The sequence below is a fragment of the Campylobacter sp. RM9328 genome (assembly GCF_012978615.1).
Genome location: NZ_LIWF01000008.1, coordinates 46,514 through 65,776 on the forward strand (window position 1 = coordinate 46,514; position 19,263 = coordinate 65,776).

Here is a 19,263-nt window from a genome sequence, read left to right on the forward strand (position 1 = left end):
TTATTATCCTTATATATTTTTATGCTGATTGTTCTTTTTTCTCTTTAAGCGCATTTAATCCAATTGTGAAATTTTGAATTGGCGCATTCCAAACTTGTAGAAGCATTGCAATAAGCTCGTCGCGACTTGGCATCTTTGATAGAGCTTTAACTTTCTCAACGCTTGCAACTTCACCATCTATGTAAGCTGTTTTAATTTTGAAAAATTCAGAGTTGGTTTCTTCAAATTTAGCAACAACTTTTGTTACAGCTAATTGATCTTCGCTCCAAACATAGATATTTGTATCTTTAAGATCCATGCCGTCTTTTTCAACGTTTTTAAGAGCTATGTTAGCAAGAGTGTTTTTAACAACTTGAACTTTAACATTTTGCTCTTTTGCAGCTTGTCTTAAAACTTCAAGTTTTTTTACTGTAAGGCCACGATAGTCACAAACTACGATCGCTTCAGCAGTTTTAAATTCAGTCTCAAGCTTAGCTATAACTTCAGATTTCTCGTTACGTGTCACATTTTCTCCTTTCCGACCGGTAATTTCAGGCAGAGCGGGTCGAATCGATTAAGTCAGAAGACCTCGGCCATCTCCAATCTAAAATAAAAGTCTAAATTTGGATTTACAAATTCAGGCTTTTATTTTAGGAAAAAGAGCCATAAAGACTCTTTTTAAATTTTTATTATTTAAGATCCATCACTTCTTGAGTATCAAGTGAGATAGATGGACTCATTGTAAGCGATAGTGCAGCATTTTTAACATATCTGCCTTTTGCAGCGGCAGGTTTATGTTTATTAATTGCTCTAATAAAAGTTGAAATATTTTCTAGAAGTTGCTCTTTAGAAAAGCTTACTTTGCCAAGACCAGCATGGATATTTCCTTGTTTATCAACACGGAAATTTACTTGACCGCTTTTTGCATTATTAACAGCCTGAGCTACATCCATAGTAACTGTTCCTGTTTTTGGGTTTGGCATAAGACCTTTTGGTCCAAGTACACGAGCTACTTTACCTAAAACACCCATTAGGTTAGGTGTAGCAATAAGAACATCAAAATTTATAATTCCCTTTTGAACGTCCTCTATAATCTCTTCTGCTCCAACCAAGTCAGCACCAGCAGCTTTAGCCTCATCGGCTTTAGCGTCTTTTGCAATAACTGCAACACGAACTTTTTTACCGGTTCCTGCTGGTAATACAACTGAACCACGAACCATTTGATCAGCATGTCTTGGGTCAACGTTAAGCTTAAGAGCTATTTCGACAGTCTCGTCAAATTTAGCAGAAGCTAGTGTTTTAACAGTATCAATAGCTTCAGAAATATTGTAGTTTTTTTTATCTTCTACTTTTTTAAGTAGTTCTTGAAATCTTTTAGTATTTTTTGCCATTAAATTTCTCCGCATTTTAAAGTGCTTCCGCCTTCTGATATACAACCCGGCGGTAAGGGCCATTAGTCGATTACTTCAACACCCATAGAACGAGCTGAACCAGCGATGATCTTAGCAGCTTGCTCTTTGTCTTTTGTATTTAAATCGACAAGTTTTTTCTCAACTATCTCAAGCACTTGAGCTTTGGTGAGTTTGCCGACTTTATTTTTCAAAGGATTATCTGTTCCTTTTGTTATACCAGCAGCTTTTTTAATAAGGTCAGTTGCAGGTGGTTGTTTTGTGATGAAAGTAAAGCTTTTATCTGCATAAACAGTGATAACAACAGGTATATTAAAACCTACCATATCCTTTGTTCTTTCGTTAAATGCCTTACAAAACTCCATAATATTTACACCTTTTTGACCAAGAGCTGGACCAACAGGTGGGCTTGGATTTGCTTTAGTTGCAGCAATTTGCAATTTTATTTCGCCTATAACCTTTTTAGCCATAAACTAATCTCCTTAAATTATCTTCTCAACTTGTGAATACAAAATATCAACCGGTGTACTTCTACCAAATATCGAAACATTTAGTCTAAGTTTACCATGAACCATGTCGTACTCTTCTACAATACCTGTAAAATTCGCAAAAGGACCTTCCGTTATACGAACACTCTCGCCATCTTCAAAATAAATTTTAGGTTTAGGTGCAGCACGTTTTTCAACTTTTTCTAAAATCGTATTAATATCTTTGTCGCTTAAAGGTGTTGGCTTTTTTGCCTCACCGATAAATCTTCCAACTTTTGGCAATGATTGAATTTTATGCCAAAGAGCTGTATCTAAATCTAGGTTTGCAAAGGCATAACCAGGATAAAGAGTTCTTTCGTTTATTTTTTGTTTTCCGTTTTTTATCTCAATCACATCTTCTGTTGGAACGATTACTTCTTTTAATTGCTCCTCAATACCATGATCTTTTACTAAATTTTCTATAGCTCTTTTAACAGCCATCTCGCTACCGGCATATGTCTGAATAGCATACCATTTGTGCGCCATTAATCTATCCTCTCTTTTAAATTACATTAGAAAGAGTAAATGACATAATAGCGTCAACCAAAGCTAAAAAAAGAGACACCACAGTAACAACAATAAAAACGGTAATAAATGCATTCCTTACTTGTTCTTTTGTAGGAAATATCACTTTCACAATTTCAAGCTTAGATAACTTTATGTAATTTATTATTTTTTCCATTTTTAACCTTAATGATGGCAGGGCAAGAGGGATTCGAACCCCCAACCATTGGATTTGGAATCCAGCGCTCTACCGTTGGAGCTATTGCCCTAATGGTATTTTCCGTTAACTTTTTAGCTTAACTTCTTTATGAACAGTATGCTTTTTAAGTCTTGGACAATATTTTTTTAGCTCTAACTTCTCTGTTGTAGTTTTACTATTTTTTGTAGTAGTATAGTTTATATCACCACTCTCAGAACATTTTAAACCAACTTTAATTCTCATCAAAATTCCTTAAATTTAAAAGAGCGAACAAGTCGCTCTTTAATGTTATTAATTTAATTATGCAAGTATTTTAGAAACAACGCCTGAACCAACTGTTCTACCACCCTCACGGATCGCAAAACGTGTACCCTCTTCAAGAGCTACAGGAGCGATAAGTTCAACAGAAATTCTTACATTATCACCAGGCATAACCATCTCAGTTCCCTCAGGAAGTGTGATAGAACCTGTAACGTCTGTTGTTCTTACATAAAATTGTGGTCTATAGTTGTTAAAGAATGGAGTATGACGACCACCCTCTTCTTTAGTTAAGATATAAACCTCGCCCTCAAATTTTGTATGAGGAGTGATTGATTTTGGCTTACAAAGAACCATACCGCGCTCAACGTCTTCTTTCTTAGTACCTCTAAGAAGAACGCCTACGTTATCGCCAGCTTCGCCTTGCTCCATCTCTTTTCTAAACATCTCAACGCCTGTAACTGTAGTAGTTTGAGTGTCTCTGATACCAACGATCTCAATAGTGTCACCTACTTTAACAACACCTTTTTCGATTCTACCTGTAACAACTGTACCACGACCTGAAATTGAGAAAACGTCCTCGATAGGCATAAGAAGGTCTTTGTCTGTAGCACGAACAGGAGTTGGAATATAGCTATCAACTGCTGCCATAAGCTCCATAACTTTTGCTGACCACTCACCATCTTTACCTTCTTTGGCTTCGTTAAGAGCTTGAAGTGCTGAACCAGCAACGATTGGAGTGTCATCGCCCGGGAAGTTGTATTCGTTTAGAAGTTCACGAATTTCCATCTCAACTAATTCAAGAAGTTCAGCATCGTCAACCATATCAGCTTTGTTCATGAAAACAACGATGTATGGAACGCCAACTTGACGAGATAGTAGGATATGTTCTCTTGTTTGTGGCATTGGGCCATCAGCAGCAGAAACAACTAGAATCGCACCGTCCATTTGTGCAGCACCTGTAATCATGTTTTTAACATAGTCGGCGTGGCCTGGGCAGTCAACGTGTGCATAGTGGCGATTTTCAGTTTCATACTCAATGTGTGAAGTTGCGATAGTAATACCACGCTCTTTCTCTTCTGGAGCGTTATCGATATTATCATAATCTTTAAGCTCAGCAAGACCTTTTCTTGAAAGAACAGCAGAAATAGCAGCTGTTAAAGTTGTTTTACCATGGTCAACGTGACCGATAGTACCGATGTTTACGTGTGGCTTGTTGCGTGAAAATTTTTCTTTAGCCATCTTTTCCTCCGTTATGATATGTGTCTCATCTTTAAATTTGCATTATCTTGCAGCCAAATGTCGTATAAACCAGTGGAGCTCATAGCGGGACTTGAACCCGCGACCTCTTCCTTACCAAGGAAGTGCTCTACCTCTGAGCCATATGAGCGTTTAACGCTTGGCTGAGACGACTTTTGCTTAACAATACAAACAACTAAACTTTTGGATACTATAAACTGAATACTGTGTTAGGTAATAAAAATAACTATACAGCTCCCAGTCTGATATCCAATCTTGGAGCGGGAAACGGGACTCGAACCCGCGACCCTCAGCTTGGAAGGCTGATGCTCTAGCCAACTGAGCTACTCCCGCAATAGCATGGTGGTGAGACGTGGATTCGAACCACGGAAGACATAGTCAGCAGATTTACAGTCTGCCCTCGTTGGCCGCTTGAGTATCTCACCCTTTAATTAAAAAAGTATTGCTTGGTTTTTCTGGTCAAACACTGTTACAAAAAATGGAGCTGGTGAACGGACTTGAACCGCCGACCCACTGCTTACAAGGCAGTAGCTCTACCAACTGAGCTACACCAGCACCCCACTGTTTGTGAAGTGGGAATTATACATGAAATAAAATTAAAAGTCAAGGCTATTTTTGCATTTTTTATATTTTTTTGCGAAAAAATAAAAATTTAATTTTTTTTAAAAAGTAAAGCCATATAATAACATTTAAATTTTTAAAAAAGGACGACATAATGCAATTTTTACCATGGATTATTATATTAATGTTAATTTACGCGATATACTTTTTGATGATAAGATATGAAAAAAAAATAACCATACTGAGTAAATTAATAGAACAAAATAGCGAAGGCATAAAACAAAATCGCAATCTCATAGAAAAAAACAGAGCCCTCATAGAAGAAAATAAACACGACATACGCGAAAACACAAAAAGCATAAATACAAATTTAGAAAAAATAGATATTGATTTGGAAGACTAGTTTTTCAAATTTATTATATAAATTTAGCTGTTCTTTTGCATTAAAAGAACAAGCCCTATCCTATCTTTCACGCCTAATTTATTATATATAGAAGCAGTGTGGGCTTTTACCGTGCGTAAGGTTATACCTGTTTGCTCTGATATTTTTTGATTACTCAAGCCTTCATATATGAGTTGCGCCATCTCTTTTTCGCGTTCACTTAAATTTGCAAGACTGGATTCATTTACTTCTAAATCATTTTTTTGACCGCTAGTCATTTCTGTTATCATCTCCTGGATAAACTCAGGATAAAGCCACGCTTTGTCTTCTTGTATAGTTTTTATAGCATCATTTACGTGAATTTCTTGCATGTGAGAGTTTGCGTATCCTTTTGCTCCAAGCGTTAAAAGTGCTTTACCTTGAGCAAATTTTGGCTCATTTGCAATAAATAAAATTCTTAATTTGGCACAAAAATCAAAAATTTCAAGCATAAATTCACTAGCACTTCCTTTGATAGTTGCCACATCAACTATGGCGATATCCGGATCTTCTTGGTTTAACGCACTTAAAAAATCTCTTTTGCTATTTACAAATTTTATATCTTTGGCTAATGCATATCCCTGCCATAAATTTTGCAACGATCTATTTTGCGTGAGTAAAACTATCTTCATCTTGCACCTTTTTATCGCAGTTTGCATTACTGCATAAAATTTCATCATTTATATATATCAAAACATCATGCTTATAGCCATCGTCAAAACTACACTCTATGCTACGTAAAAAATCAATTACTCGATCAGCTTTTTCATTTAAGGCCATACTCATCTCAAAGCCATTGCTCGTTATCGCATATCTATACGGAGCATTTAAATTTATCTTATCAAGGTCAAAATTTATACTATCGGTGCTTTCATTATAGCCTTTTATGACTATTTTTAGGCTTTTTATGATCTCATCTTTTATCTTTAAACCATCAAATAAGTTGCTACTTTCACTAACGGTAAGCTCGCTAAAATTTTTTACGCAATCCGCAAATACAAACTCTTCTATGCTTTCATCCACAAGATCGCAACCACTTTCATGTTTAATAATAACAAATTCTCTCAAATTTAAAGGTTTTAAAATTTCACACTCGTTAAAATTAAAATCATAAAAAGCACTTCTCATTATCTTTCCGTTAATGCGTTATTTTTAGCCTTTAAAATCGGCTTTAAAAGATAGTCAAGCACGGTCTTTTTACCGGTTATGATATCTGCCGACACTATCATACCTACTTTTATGCGCAAAGGTTTTTCTTCGCTACCTAGATAATTTTTCTCAGTTTCTATACGAACAAGATAGTAGCTTTCTCCTGTTTTTTCGTTAGTTTCGGTGTCTGCACTTATTTGCATAACCTCGCCCTTTAATCCCCCATATATACTAAAGTCATAAGCCGTAAATTTAACCATCGTTTCAAGTCCCGGTCTTAAAAACGCCACATCGGCAGGTTTTACCTTGACTTCTGCTATAAGCTTATCTTCTAGCGGCACGATCTCTGCGATGTTTTCACCTGGTTTTATAACACCTGATACCGTATGTACCATAAGCTTGCTTACGATACCGTTTACAGGAGAGCGAACATTTGTCCTATCTACTCTGTCACTTAAATTTATCTGCGACTCACTTATACGGGCTATCTCAGCTGAAACTTCGTTTAACTCGGCTTTGGCCTTATTTTTAAAGGCAAGTCTTGCTTCGGTTATTTTGTTTCTAGCCTCTTTTATGGTTGATTCTACGCGCGGGACGGCTAGTCTTGACGCATCAAGTTCGCCTTTTAAGTCGCTTAACTTTTTTTGTAATTGAATGTATTCTATTTGACTAACAAGCCCTTTTTTAAACACCGGATCCATGATAGCTTTTTCCTTAAGCGTGAGGTTATATCCTGCTTGAGCTTGCTCGATCTTGTTTTGTAGCTCAACCAACTCGTTTTCGCGTTGGGCGATTTGCTCGTTTAAAATTCCTATCTGTTCGTTTAGATGCTCCATATTTGAGTTATGTAGACTTATCTCATACTGTATAGCTTTTGTGTTATTCGCATCTCTAACCTCGTCATATACAAAGGTTGTATCGTTTGACTCGGCATCAAGTCTTAAAAATTTCGCCATCAACTCATTGAATCTAAGCTGTGACTCACCATAACTACTTACGAAATTTTTATTATCTATTTTGACTATAACCTGATCTTTTTTGACCTCATCACCCTCTTTTACTAAAATTTCTTCGATGATTCCGCCTTCTAAATTTTGAATGGCTTGGTTTTTGCCGGATGGTATTATCTTACCGTCTCCTCTTGTTATCTCATCGATTTGCGCCTGTGACCCCCAAACCAAAAGCCAAAATATCGTTGCGCCTATTACATAAAGCAACATCTTAGAGCTTGATGGGGTTCTTGCAAGGACTGCTTCTGAAAGGCTTGACATAAATTTTAGATCGTTTGAGTCATATTCGTTTTTTTGAATATTGCCTTTTATATTTTTTATACTATTAAGAATTTCTTCGCAAGCCGACTCTTGATTTTTGATATGATCTTGTCTTATTTTTACATTTTCTTTTTCTTGCATATCTACTTCCCGCCAAGTTTTGCTAAAACATCATCTCTTACACCGTCTAGTAAAATTTTACCGTTATCGATAACTATTAGTCTATCTACAAGCTCAAGCATAGATGTTCTGTGTGTTACCAACAACATGGTTTTTCCGACTGTGTTTGATTTTAAATTTATTTTTAGCTTGTTTTCTGCCGTGTTGTCTAGCGAATTTGTCGGCTCGTCAAGCAAAACGATCGGGCTATCAAGCAAAAAAGCCCTAGCCACCGCTATACTTTGACGCTGACCACCGCTTATGCCGTCGCCTCTTTCGTAGACAGGCATGTCAAATCCAAGGGGATGAGCATTTACATACTCGTCAATACCACTGATTTTGGCTGCTTTGATGATTTGTATATCATCTACATAAGGTGCTTTTTGTACGATATTTTCACGAACGGTGCCTTTAAATAAAACAACATCTTGCGGAACATAACCGATATTTCTTCTAAGGTCTGCAGGATCGATTTGGTTTATATCTATACCGTCAATTAAAACAGAACCGTCAGTTGGCGAGTAAAGACCTAAAATAAGCTTTTGTATGGTTGTTTTTCCTGAGCCGTTCTTGCCTATGATACCTACCTTTTCGCCTGGTCTTATAACAAAATTTATCCTATCAAGTGATCCTTTTGTAGTGTCCGGGTAAGTAAAGCTTACATTTTTAAATTCTATCTTTCCTTCAAAAGAATTTCTTCTTACAAATTTCTTTCCTTCCGGGCGTTCAACAGGCATTTGCATTATCTTATCAAGACTTGCGTAAGCGGTCTTTGTCTGCTCGAAATTTGCCGCCAACGAAGCTACTTGCCCCATAGGTGCGATAGCCCTTGAGGCAAGCATGACTGAGGCTATAAGCCCACCCATGGTAAGCTCAACAGCCTCTATCATATAAACACCAAGAACAATGATAGCAATGGTATTAAGTTGAACCAAAAACGTAGTAACAGTCGTGATAGAGGTAGTTATCATTTTTGATTTGATATTTCTAGTAGCTATCTCGCCCGTTGCCTCTTCCCAGTGCCACTGAATATGCCCGTTGGCACCCAAAGTCTTTATCGTCTCAAGACTACTTAAACTCTCTATCAAAATTCCGTTTTTAGCAGCCGAGGCTTCAAAAGTGCTTTTTATGGCATTTTGCAAAGGATCTTTTATAAAAAATGTATAACAAAGTATGCAAATTATAATAATAATAGGCACAAGCACTAAATATCCACCGATAAAATACGTAACCACTAAAAATATAAAAGCAAAAGGCAGATCCACAAGTGCGGCAATAGAGGCTGATGAGAAAAAATTTCTAACCGTATCAAATTCTCGCAAGTTGTTTGCAAATGAGCCCACTGACTTTGGCTTGTTGCTAAATTTCATGTCCATAACGCGCTCAAAAAGCATCGAGCTCATGATAATATCACTCTTTTTGCCGGCAACTTCTAAAAAATAAGAGCGTATAAATTTTAAAAACAAGTCAATAATGTAAATTATCGCCACGCCAAGAGCCAAGACCCAAAGTGTTTCTACTGCGTTGTTTGGCACAACTCTATCGTAAACATTCATTGTAAACAATGGAGTTGCTAGAACAAATAAATTTACCAGTAAACTAGCCAAAATAACATCGATGTAAATTTTTTTAGAACGCTTTATCGTGCCCCAAAACCAATGCTCTTTACCCGTATCCACAAGACGAGTTGCATTTGTATCCTCTGGAGTAAATTTACGCTTTAGATAGTAAGCATAACCAAGGTATTCGTCTTTAAGCTTATCTATCTCGATCTCATTTGTGCCAGAACTTGAGTCGGGAGTTATTATCTTTGCTCGTTTTTTATCAGCACTAATCGATTGAAGTATGCATGCCTTTTTGCCCCTAAGCATCAAGATACAAGGCAAAACTAAAGAAGAAATTTCTTCTATGCGTTTTTTAACTATACTTGAAGAAAAGCCGGCTCTAGAAGCCGCACGAGAAAAAAGAGACTTAGAGCCATCGATCGAAAAAAGCTCAACCTCTTCTCCGTCTTGAACAGGAAGTCCGGTAGTTAGCGCATCGGCACTATAAGGGTTGTTATGAAGCTTGGTAAATATAACCAAACACTGAAGTAGCTCGTCTTTTGTCTTCTCATTACTCATGGGCACTATCCGATATTTTTAATCTCATCTATATAAAATCCTTGCATGTTTATAACGCCAAGCTCGATTAGCTTGTTTTTTTGCTCCTCGTTTTCAACGCCGATAGCAATTAATTTTATGCCTTTTGAACTCATTATAACTTCAAGTGAACGTCTTGTTTGCTCACTGCCGTTTTCGCTAAAGAAGTCTATGATGTTGCCTGCTTGAATTTTAACATAATCCGGGCTTAAAATTTTTAATTTCTCTATACTTTTTGCATCAAGCCCAAAATGGTCAAAGCCAAAGCCAAAGCCAAGCTCTTTTAATTTCTGCGTTAATCTAACAATGCTTTGTATACTCATATCGTCTTTATTTGGAATTTCTATATAGTTTTTAAATTTAGAATTTGCACTTATCCTTTTAAGAGCCGTCTCAAGCCTAATAAAACTATCTTGTGAAGTTAAAATTTCTTTACCTAAATTTATAGCCAGCGAGCCGTTTGGTAAAATTTTATTTGGTAAAATTTCAGCTATTCTATTTAATATATGAAGATCAAGCGTCGCACTTAAGTCAAGCTCCTTAACCATCGGCATAAAGTAGCTCGCCGACTGCCATTTGCCCTCATCATCAACAAGACGTAAATAAAGTTCGTATTGTTCAAATCCATTTTCATCACCCACTTTTTGAGAAGCAAATTTAAATTTATCGTTTTTCATGGATTTTGATATTAGATCGCGGTATTTTTCCTTGCCTATAATTAGCGCTGCACTATCATCTTTGAAAATTTTGTATTTGAAATTTCCAAGCTCTTTTGCATCTGCAAGAGTTATGTCTGCCGTAGTTAGGATGGTCTTTAGCCCAGAATTTGGCTTAAATTCAACTATCGCGGCATTTACTAAAAGCTCGTTTTGATCTATATCAAAATTCTCACTCTCTTTTTTAATCTCTTTCATGATACTTTCAATCAAAGTAGCAACACCGCTTGAAGTTACCGCGGGCATTAAAAGCGTAAAGTCATCATCGTTTAACCGTGCTGCAACACCGCTGTATTTGCTATCTTCAAGCTCAGTTTCTAAGATATTTGCTATCTTGATAACAAAACTTTGCCATTTTTCAAAACCTAAATTCTTCTTCAAATTTGCAAGCTCTTTAAAGCTCAAAAGCACCATAGATCCGCTTGAATACTCCTCACTTGCGATGTATTCGTTAAATTTAGTCTGAAAATAACGTCTATTATACATGCCACTAAGAGCATCTTTATAAAGGAGTTCTTGGTATCTATCAAGTGTTTTTGCCTCTTGCTCAAATATATCTTGCACCTTTGCAACCATGGAGTTCATAGCCAAAACCATTTGACGAAGATCGGTGGTAAAAGGAATTTTATCTTGGATCAAAAATTTATTATCAAGTATGGCCTCGGCTTGATTTCGCACCTTAACAAGGGGTCTAAATATCGTTTTAAGCCCAAAGTAAGTCGCACAAATAGCCAAAACCATCATTGCCAGCAAAAAGCCAAACATCTCTTTCATATTGTTATAAAGCTCATAGTATGCAAGTCCTGCACTGCTTTGAACATAAAGCGTGCCAAATTTCGTCCAACCAGTCATTATCTCACTGCTTTCGATAGGAGCCGTAAATTTGGTTAAATTTAAAAACCACTCCGGAACACTGACGACTTGTATATCTTGCGCTCGCTCGATCAAAATTTCATCATCCACGCCTTTTAGTGTGATATTTTGATAATACCCACTATCAAACATGGAATTTATCATAGTCTCCGCCATAGACATATCGTTAGGATCTATAACAGGCTTTAGCGCAAGTCCTAGCGAATTTGCAGTATGTCTTGCATTTGCTCCAAGTTGGTCTGCTATGTAGGTATTTAGACTTTTAAAATTTAAATACCCAACCGCGCCAAATATCACGAAACTAAACAGTGTCGTAGCTATTATTATCTGTTTAAAAAGTGTCATAGTCCCTCTTTTTTCATTTTGTCTATTAATTCCATCCATTTTGGATTTTGCTTTTTGTTTCCACCAGGAACAACCTGCCCAAGCCCCTCTTGTTTTGCAAGGTAAAGCGAATCACCATTAAAACTATAGACCGGAGCTAGGTCTGTTCTTTGTGTTGCTATTTTGATATTACCGTTGATATTATCTAAGATAAGCGGCACCGACTTTGGTGTCTCATAATAAGAAAGCACCATGTGTGCTTGGTTAAATTTAAGAGCTTTAACATAGGTAAAATAAAGCTTACTCGTAGGAACACCAAGCTGTTTTAGAGTAAAATACTTTGCCGTAACAAAGTCCTCACAATCCCCGGCCCCTTTGCCTAAAAATTCCATCCTAGTAGCCCAATAATCCTTTTTGCCCCAAACTTCCATATCATTAGCCCATCTTAAAGAGTTAAAAAATTCATTTACTTTTTTTAATTTTTCTTGCTCGGATTCGTTTTTGAGTGAATTCATTAAGGCATTTAGCGCTACAACTCGTCTTTTGGCATTTTCGCCATATATCTTAGAAACATTAGCTATAGTTGTTGACTGGATAAATTCGCCTATGGCGCTAACGCAAAATAGTAAGGCAAGAGCCGCTAAAAACGCTCTTGCTAAAGAATTTTTTACCTTTTTAGGCATAAATTTTTACTTTAAATCATTTTGGATACTGCAAGCACCTTGAATATATCTTTTAGCAAATCCCGGCTCAAAGCTATCAGCTAGCAAACCCATATTATCAAGAAGTCTGTATTTTGCATAGATTAAAGCCGTTTCGGTATTGATAATCTCTTTTAACGCAGTGTTATACTCACTCTCTGCATCAAGTAAATTTATAAGATCACGACGACCTATCTTAAATTCGTCCTGATATGCGTCAAGCGTTGCCTTTGCATATTCGACGTGTTGAGCAAGATACGACATCTTTTTTTGCTCGAGTTCATAGCTTTGCCATGAAAACTTAAGCGACTCTCTAAGCTCTCTTGTTAGGGTTTCAAGAGCTTGCTGCTCTTGTCTAACAGCCAGCTGACTCTTTTCTTTGTCTAGCTTATCATTTCCTTTATTATAAAGGTTATAGTTAAACCTCACAAGCGCATTTACGCTTTGATCTTCGTAGTTATTATATAACACATCAGTATGATCATACCCGCCAGATACCACAAGATCTACTTTTGGTAAAAACGGTGCATTTTTTTCTTTCACCACAGACTCCGCCATCGCAACATTTGATCTTTGAACCAAAAGAGATGGGTTGCATAGTAAAGCTCTATCATAGACCGCCTGCTCGTTGGTCGGTAGAGGTATATTAAATTCAGGCTCGATTAAATTTTGAGCAAAAAGCTTTTTACCGTATAATCTCTCAAAAGTAGAAACTGCATCTTCATAATTGTTTGCCGCAGAAATATAATTTGACTGCGCCAAGGTATACCTAGATCCTGCTTGGCGCTCTTCTGAAGCTATACCGTATCCAGACTGTGCCCTATCTTTTATCTGTGAGTAAATTTCTTCGTGATTTTTAACATTTAAGTCTTCTATGTCTAAAATTTTCTTAGTTTTTATAACTTCAACATAAGCATTTACCATCTCAAGAGCAAGTCTGTCGGCTCTTTGTGCCACGCTATAAGCAGCAGAGTCAAGACGCGCGCTTTGAGAATTTATCCTATTTTTATCGGCTCCGCCATTGTATAAATTTTCAACTAAAGTAAGTGTTGCGCTTGAAATTCTACCGTTGCCGGTTCTTGTGTTCGTATCATTATCCAAGCGTCTTCTTTCATGCCCAACCGAAGCTTGAGCATCAAGCGTTGGATAGTAGGCGTTTTTGGCGATATTTAGATCTTTACCAACTTGAAGGTAGTTATACTCCGTCTCTTTTAAGCTTGGATTTTCACTAAGAACGGTTTTTATAACTTCATTTAGCGTTACTGCACTATTCTTATCAGTGCCATTTGTTTGTGTTGAGGCAAAATTTGATTGACTAGTTTGAACCAAAAAGCTCTCTTTAGCTTTCTTGGTATCAGCGATATCGGTTTTGCTTAAATTTGTAAAATTTTCACTTTTGATCTTCATGTAAGCGTCGCTATAGCCAGGTGTCGCTCTTAGGTTTTTTAGTATATTATCTGCTTCAGAGGCCGAGATTGCAGAAGTATCGACGTAAAGAAATTCCCTGCCATTTTCAGCATAACTGCCAAAACTAAGTCTTTCGTCTTGTGAAATTATATCTTTTATATTTTGTTTTACGTTAGTTAGCTTAGTCTCGTTTTCAGACTGGGTAAACGCACCTAAAAACACCCTATACGTTAGGTCTTTAGCGGAAGAAATCGTAGCCGCAACTATCATTCCTACGATAAATATCTTTTTCATAGAAATTTCCTTTTTTCTAAAAATTTATAGGCATTTTATATACGAAAATGCCCAATTATACATAAATTCGTTTGAATTTTACAAATTCGCCGCGATCAGATCTATCGGATTTTCAAATTTAACATTTGAGCCGTGTATGTGAAGCGCATTTGAAATTTGCATCTTACAAGCACTGCACTCGGCGCTTACAAATTTCACATTGGTATCATTTACCATTGCGGCTTTTCTTTGTCCTGCCGCACGACTTAGATGATACTTCTCCGCTTGCATCGTCACTCCGCCAAATCCACAACACTCATTTGGATCGCTCATCTCTACTATATCGTAATTTTGCGCTAAAAGTTTACGAGGCTCTTTATAAACTCCTTGCATTTTTCTAGCATGACAAGCATCATGATACGTCACACTCTCTAATCTTTTGCCTTTGCTTGCCAGAATTTGCGCCAAATTTGTCTCTTTCTCAAGATACTCGGTGGCTAGGAAAATTTTCTTACTTATCTCTTTGGCTCTCTCTCGCCACTCGTCATTATCATGGAAAAAATGCTCGTAATCAACCTTAACCATCGCAGAACAGGTCGCCTCAGGGATAATTATCGCATCTATCTTATCATTTAGGCTCTCAAAATACTCAATATTTCTCTTTGCCAAAACCTCAACCGTCGCAAAATCACCCGTAAAATACGCCGGTGCGCCACAACATGCTTGCTTTTTCATCAAATGCACGTTTAATTTTAGCTCACGAGCTATTTTTAGCAAGCTCTCACCAATGCTTGTGTATGCGTAGTTTCCCATGCAGCCGATAAATATTCCTATCGTCTTTTCGCCACCGTTATCTATAAATTCCTCATGTGAATTTAAAAAGCTCTTGCCTTTAGCGGTCGGAAATAGCCTCTCTTTTTTTACCATCGGCAGGCTAAAGCGTGGCGTCATCGTGCTCTCTTTTATCTTAAATGCACAGCTTTGAAAGACATAGCCCATTTTAGCGCAAAAGTCCATTATAGCTCGGTGGCGAAGTAACCAGAAAAACGCCTTTTTATACCAAGCTATGCCGTATTTATTTGCTAGATCTTTTCTGACATTTTCTATCGCCGTATCCACGCGTAAGGAATTTGGGCAGACATCTACGCAGTTGGTGCATAAAAAACAGCTCTCAAATATATTTTTTGCATTTTTATCAAGGTTGAGTTCACCTCGCTCGTAAGCGCCTAAAAGATCCAAAAAACCCCTTGGGCTCGTTACCTCATCGCTATTTATATTGTGGATAGTGCAAACCTGTATGCACTTGCCGCATTTTACACATTTGTCTGAAATTTCACTAAATTTAAACATCATATCGTCTTTGAAAAGCTATTTTTACTATCTTTAAATTTTATCATATATTCATCAAAACACATAGCGATATTGCGGATTATGAGTGTGCCGGTCTCGTTTACGCTGATCTTATCGGGCGTAACGCTAACAAATTCACTCAAATTCTCAAGCTCTTTTAGCTCCCCATTAAAGTGATCAAAAAAGTCTATCTTAAACTCCGCTTCAACCGCTTTTATATCAAGCGCGAAGTTACTCATCAGGCTCATTATAACAGCCTTTCTAAGCAGGTCTTCATCGTTTAGATAAACACCCTTTGCGTAAGGTAAAATTCCGCTATCAAGGGCCTTTTCGTATTCGTCCATATCTTTATAATTTTGCGCGTAGTAGCGCTTGCCCTCACCTATACTGGTTAGTCCTATACCGATAAGATCGGCTCCTCCCTTTGTCGTATAGCCTTGGAAATTTCTATGCAAAGTCTCGTTTGCAAGCGCGCCAAAAAGCTCGTCATTTGGCTTTGCAAAGTGATCCATGCCTATCATTTTATAGCCGTTTTTGATAAAAAACTCGGCCGTGTATTTTAAAATTTCAAGTTTGGTTTTTGGGCTTGGGAGCGTAGCTTCATCAAATTTACGCATTGACTTTTTAATCCACGGCACATGAGCATAGTTAAACACCGCCAGCCTATCAGGACTTAGCGTCAAAGCCTTATCAAGCGTAGTTTTAAAGCTCTCAAGTGTTTGATAAGGAAGTCCATAAATAAGATCCATATTGATTGAGTTTATACCTTTTGCGCGTGCCATGTCTACAGCATTTTTAGTGATCTCATAAGGCTGTATCCTATGAATTTCCTTTTGCACTTTCTCATCAAAGTCTTGCACGCCGTAGCTTATGCGGTTAAACCCATGCGAGACAAGCACATCAAGTTGCTCATCGGTTAAAAATCTAGGATCTATCTCGCAGCTAATCTCCGCCTCACTCATAAAATTTGGAAATTTAGCTTTTATAAGACGGATTATTCTATCAAGTTGTTCGGCATTATAAAAAGTAGGAGTACCGCCACCAAAATGCATCTGAAGCACAGGCGCACTTGTGTCAAGATGACGTGATAAAAGCTCAAGCTCTTTTGCCAGATACTCGATATATCTCTCTTTTTTATCCTCTTTACTTGTATAAATTACATTGCAACCGCAAAAATAACAGGCGCTTCTACAAAACGGAAGATGTAAATAAAGCGAAAGAGGTCTTGATTTATCGCGATTTTCAAGCTCGTTTATATATGCTTTATAGTCAAATTTATCACTAAACTCAAGCGCAGTCGGATAGCTTGTATATCTTGGCCCAGGGCGTGAATACTTTACATATGCGTCAAAATCAATCATTAAATTTACTCCTAGCTGCTTTCATCATCTCGCTCATATCGACAAATAAATTCGGATGATCTTTTTTTATGTTTTTTACTAATTTCTCAATATCAACACTAAAATTTTTCTCATTTTTCTTCGTTGCTATGCGTTTTATCTCATCCATAGCCACAACCCAAACATCACTAAAATCAATCGGAACATTCTGCCAAATCGTCTTTTCAAGCTTTAGATCAAAATTTTCTTTTTGCAGTTTACGAAAGGCTTCGATCATCTGCGAAAGGGATTTTATCGAAACCATCGTGTGTAAATTTTGGTTTTCATCGATACCAAACCAAGGCTCAACACCATCCCAAGAGCCACTTTTTAAATTTAAAGCACGCTCGTTTGGATTATCAGTCGGCACTATCTCAAATATCGTTCTCTCATCCTCGTTAATACCAAGTGAGCTGCTAATCTCGTTGATTTTAGCCAGTGGATTTTTATTTTTTTCACTCATTATTTTCTCATTTCAAATTTTATCTATGCCTATCAAGCCAAACCATTACACCCTTTTGCGCGTGCAGTCTATTTTCCGCCTCGGCAAAAATTTCGTCCGCATGCGCCTCAAAAACCTCTTCGCTCACTTCATATCCGCGGTAAGCAGGTAAGCAGTGCAAAAATATAGCTTTTTTATCGGCTAATTTCATTAGCTCACTATCCACACAAAAGCCCGCAAATTCTTTTATGCGTTTTTCCTTTTCCGCCTCTTGTCCCATTGAGACCCAAGTATCGGTAGTAACGACATTTGCGCCGCTTATCGCCTCTTTTATATCATTTGTGATGATGATTTTAGCACCTGAGATTTTAGCATTCTCCTGAGCCGCGGCTAAGATCTCCGCATCCACCTCATAGCCCTTTGGCGTGGCGACTCTAAACTCAAAGCCAAGCTTGCTAGCTAACATCAGCCACGAGTGAGTCATATTATTTCCGTCTCCCACATATGCAGCCTTTACCTCTTCCACTTTTAGCCCGCACTCTATCATAGTTAGCATATCGGCCATTAGTTGCACGGGATGAAATTTATCACTAAGTCCGTTTATCACAGGGATCTTACTAAATTTCGCAAATTCCTCCAACGTCTCATGGCGATTAACGCGAAGCATCGCCATATCGCACATTCCACTTATTACGCGTGCCGTGTCTTTTATAGGCTCACCGCGTCCGATTTGGATATCATTTGAGCTTAGAAACATCGCATGCCCGCCAAGCTGATACATCCCCACATCAAAGCTCACCCTAGTCCTAGTAGAGCTTTTCTCAAATATCATAGCAAGACTTTGCTCTTTTAGATAAGGCTTATAGTTTTTGTCTTTAGCCTCTTTTTTTATCTCGATGGCTAAATTTAAAATTTCAATAATTTCCTCTTTACTAAAGTCGTTTAACGTTAAAAAATGTCTCACTTAAAGTCCTTTTCTTAAAATTTGGGCAGCCTCTTTGGCGTGGTAGCTTATGATCAGATCTGCACCCGCCCTTTTAAAGCCAAGCAAGGTCTCCATCATCACTCTTTCATAATCAATCACACCAGCTTTTGCTCCAGCTTTTAAAAGAGCATACTCACCACTTACGTTATACGCACAAACGGGAAGTCTTGTAGCATCTCTTAGCTCACGAATGATGTCTAAGTAGGCAAGTGCGGGTTTTACCATGAGTATATCGGCTCCTTGCGCCTCATCTTCCAAGCTCTCATTTACTGCCTCCAAGCGGTTTGCAGCGTCCATTTGATAGCTTCTTCTATCGCCAAAGCTTGGCGCGCTCTCTGCTACGTCACGAAACGGTCCGTAATACGCTGAAGCAAATTTGGTCGAATACGCCATAACAGGCAGATTTTCATAGCCGTTTTCATCAAGTGCTTCTCTAAGCGTCGTGATAATGCCGTCCATCATGCCACTAGGTGCTATCATATCAGCTCCGTTTTTAGCATGTATAAGCGCTTGCTTGGCTGAAATTTCAAGCGTAGCGTCATTATCAACAGTCTCATGAACATGATCTAAAATTCCACAATGTCCGTGATCTGTGTATTCGCAAAAGCAAAGGTCGGTTACGACGACAAGGTGTGGAAATTTATCTTTGATCGCACGAAGCGCTGTGGCGATAATACCATCATTACTTAATGCGTCAGAGCCGATACTATCTTTTAAATTTGGAATTCCAAACAAGATAATAGACTTTATGCCCAAATTTACGATAACTTCGCACTCTTTTAAAATTTCATCTAAACTCATCTGAAAGACACCCGGCATAGAGTTTATCTCTTTTTTTATCCCCTTGCCTTCCACCACAAAAAGCGGATATATAAAGTCGCTTGCACTAAGCGAATTTTCACGAACCATGTCCCTTATTGCAGGGTTTATCCTAAGTCTTCTAAAGCGTTTAAACATAATTTTGCCTTTTATCTG

Annotated in this window: 20 protein-coding genes and 5 tRNA genes; 1 reads left to right on the top strand and 24 read right to left on the bottom strand. The window is 37.6% G+C overall.

The window, feature by feature from the left end; all coding sequences use genetic code 11:
• Positions 1-19: 19 nt before the first annotated feature.
• From rplJ to CCAL9328_RS06645, 12 genes are all read right to left on the bottom strand, one after another.
• Positions 20-505, bottom strand: a complete 486-nt coding sequence (gene rplJ / locus CCAL9328_RS06590; RefSeq protein WP_169937778.1) for a 50S ribosomal protein L10 — start codon at positions 503-505, stop codon at positions 20-22.
• 163 nt (positions 506-668) lie between these two features.
• Positions 669-1,370, bottom strand: a complete 702-nt coding sequence (gene rplA, locus CCAL9328_RS06595) for a 50S ribosomal protein L1 (RefSeq protein WP_169937776.1) — start codon at positions 1,368-1,370, stop codon at positions 669-671.
• 62 nt (positions 1,371-1,432) lie between these two features.
• Positions 1,433-1,858 (bottom strand): 50S ribosomal protein L11, encoded by a 426-nt coding sequence (rplK, locus tag CCAL9328_RS06600; RefSeq protein WP_169937774.1) that lies wholly within the window; start codon positions 1,856-1,858, stop codon positions 1,433-1,435.
• Positions 1,859-1,870: 12 nt separating this feature from the next.
• Positions 1,871-2,401: a transcription termination/antitermination protein NusG gene (gene nusG / locus CCAL9328_RS06605; RefSeq protein ID WP_169937773.1), complete on the bottom strand. Its 531-nt coding sequence runs from the start codon at positions 2,399-2,401 to the stop codon at positions 1,871-1,873.
• Positions 2,402-2,417: 16 nt separating this feature from the next.
• The gene (secE, locus tag CCAL9328_RS06610) at positions 2,418-2,597 is read right to left on the bottom strand and encodes a preprotein translocase subunit SecE (protein WP_169937771.1); all 180 of its coding nucleotides are present in this window, start codon (positions 2,595-2,597) and stop codon (positions 2,418-2,420) included.
• Positions 2,598-2,612: 15 nt separating this feature from the next.
• A tRNA-Trp gene (locus CCAL9328_RS06615) sits at positions 2,613-2,688 on the bottom strand.
• 14 nt (positions 2,689-2,702) lie between these two features.
• The gene (gene rpmG, locus CCAL9328_RS06620; RefSeq protein WP_169937769.1) at positions 2,703-2,861 is read right to left on the bottom strand and encodes a 50S ribosomal protein L33; all 159 of its coding nucleotides are present in this window, start codon (positions 2,859-2,861) and stop codon (positions 2,703-2,705) included.
• Positions 2,862-2,918: 57 nt separating this feature from the next.
• Positions 2,919-4,118 (bottom strand): elongation factor Tu, encoded by a 1,200-nt coding sequence (gene tuf / locus CCAL9328_RS06625; protein ID WP_169937767.1) that lies wholly within the window; start codon positions 4,116-4,118, stop codon positions 2,919-2,921.
• Between the two features lie 73 nt (positions 4,119-4,191).
• A tRNA-Thr gene (locus CCAL9328_RS06630) sits at positions 4,192-4,266 on the bottom strand.
• A 126-nt stretch (positions 4,267-4,392) separates the two neighbouring features.
• Positions 4,393-4,469 (bottom strand) — tRNA-Gly (locus CCAL9328_RS06635).
• A 7-nt stretch (positions 4,470-4,476) separates the two neighbouring features.
• Positions 4,477-4,561 (bottom strand) — tRNA-Tyr (locus CCAL9328_RS06640).
• 54 nt (positions 4,562-4,615) lie between these two features.
• Positions 4,616-4,691, bottom strand: a tRNA-Thr gene (locus CCAL9328_RS06645).
• A 160-nt stretch (positions 4,692-4,851) separates the two neighbouring features.
• Here CCAL9328_RS06645 and CCAL9328_RS06650 point away from each other — a divergent pair.
• Entirely contained in the window at positions 4,852-5,100 is a 249-nt protein-coding gene (locus CCAL9328_RS06650; RefSeq protein ID WP_194239036.1) for a hypothetical protein, read from the top strand.
• A 23-nt stretch (positions 5,101-5,123) separates the two neighbouring features.
• Here the strand turns inward: CCAL9328_RS06650 and CCAL9328_RS06655 are convergent, their stop codons facing one another.
• From CCAL9328_RS06655 to hemB, 12 genes are all read right to left on the bottom strand, one after another.
• On the bottom strand, positions 5,124-5,750 hold the full coding sequence (locus CCAL9328_RS06655) for a helix-turn-helix transcriptional regulator (RefSeq protein WP_169937765.1): 627 nt from the start codon (positions 5,748-5,750) through the stop codon (positions 5,124-5,126).
• A complete protein-coding gene (locus tag CCAL9328_RS06660; protein ID WP_170000293.1) occupies positions 5,722-6,246 on the bottom strand; it encodes a DUF5416 family protein in 525 nt (174 codons plus the stop codon). The genes CCAL9328_RS06655 and CCAL9328_RS06660 overlap by 29 nt, the downstream gene beginning before the upstream one ends.
• Complete coding sequence (locus CCAL9328_RS06665) at positions 6,246-7,679, bottom strand: HlyD family type I secretion periplasmic adaptor subunit (RefSeq protein ID WP_170000294.1); 1,434 nt, start codon at positions 7,677-7,679, stop codon at positions 6,246-6,248. Before CCAL9328_RS06665 ends, CCAL9328_RS06660 begins: the two co-directional genes overlap by 1 nt.
• Positions 7,680-7,681: 2 nt before the next feature.
• On the bottom strand, positions 7,682-9,820 hold the full coding sequence (locus CCAL9328_RS06670) for a type I secretion system permease/ATPase (RefSeq protein WP_170000295.1): 2,139 nt from the start codon (positions 9,818-9,820) through the stop codon (positions 7,682-7,684).
• A gap of 5 nt (positions 9,821-9,825) precedes the next feature.
• Entirely contained in the window at positions 9,826-11,772 is a 1,947-nt protein-coding gene (locus tag CCAL9328_RS06675; protein WP_170000296.1) for a bifunctional diguanylate cyclase/phosphodiesterase, read from the bottom strand.
• On the bottom strand, positions 11,769-12,434 hold the full coding sequence (locus CCAL9328_RS06680) for a transglutaminase-like cysteine peptidase (RefSeq protein WP_169937755.1): 666 nt from the start codon (positions 12,432-12,434) through the stop codon (positions 11,769-11,771). The genes CCAL9328_RS06675 and CCAL9328_RS06680 overlap by 4 nt, the downstream gene beginning before the upstream one ends.
• Before the next feature lie 6 nt (positions 12,435-12,440).
• Complete coding sequence (locus CCAL9328_RS06685; protein WP_169937753.1) at positions 12,441-14,153, bottom strand: TolC family protein; 1,713 nt, start codon at positions 14,151-14,153, stop codon at positions 12,441-12,443.
• A 78-nt stretch (positions 14,154-14,231) separates the two neighbouring features.
• Positions 14,232-15,482 carry a (Fe-S)-binding protein gene (locus tag CCAL9328_RS06690; protein ID WP_170000297.1) on the bottom strand — a complete coding sequence of 417 codons (1,251 nt, stop codon included), beginning with the start codon at positions 15,480-15,482 and terminating at the stop codon, positions 14,232-14,234.
• Positions 15,482-16,843: an oxygen-independent coproporphyrinogen III oxidase gene (hemN, locus tag CCAL9328_RS06695; protein ID WP_170000298.1), complete on the bottom strand. Its 1,362-nt coding sequence runs from the start codon at positions 16,841-16,843 to the stop codon at positions 15,482-15,484. The genes CCAL9328_RS06690 and hemN overlap by 1 nt, the downstream gene beginning before the upstream one ends.
• On the bottom strand, positions 16,836-17,324 hold the full coding sequence (locus CCAL9328_RS06700; protein ID WP_169972243.1) for a DUF2603 domain-containing protein: 489 nt from the start codon (positions 17,322-17,324) through the stop codon (positions 16,836-16,838). Before CCAL9328_RS06700 ends, hemN begins: the two co-directional genes overlap by 8 nt.
• A 19-nt stretch (positions 17,325-17,343) precedes the next feature.
• Positions 17,344-18,267 (bottom strand): ornithine carbamoyltransferase, encoded by a 924-nt coding sequence (gene argF, locus CCAL9328_RS06705; RefSeq protein ID WP_170000299.1) that lies wholly within the window; start codon positions 18,265-18,267, stop codon positions 17,344-17,346.
• Positions 18,268-19,245 carry a porphobilinogen synthase gene (gene hemB, locus CCAL9328_RS06710; protein WP_169937743.1) on the bottom strand — a complete coding sequence of 326 codons (978 nt, stop codon included), beginning with the start codon at positions 19,243-19,245 and terminating at the stop codon, positions 18,268-18,270.
• Positions 19,246-19,263 lie beyond the last annotated feature (18 nt).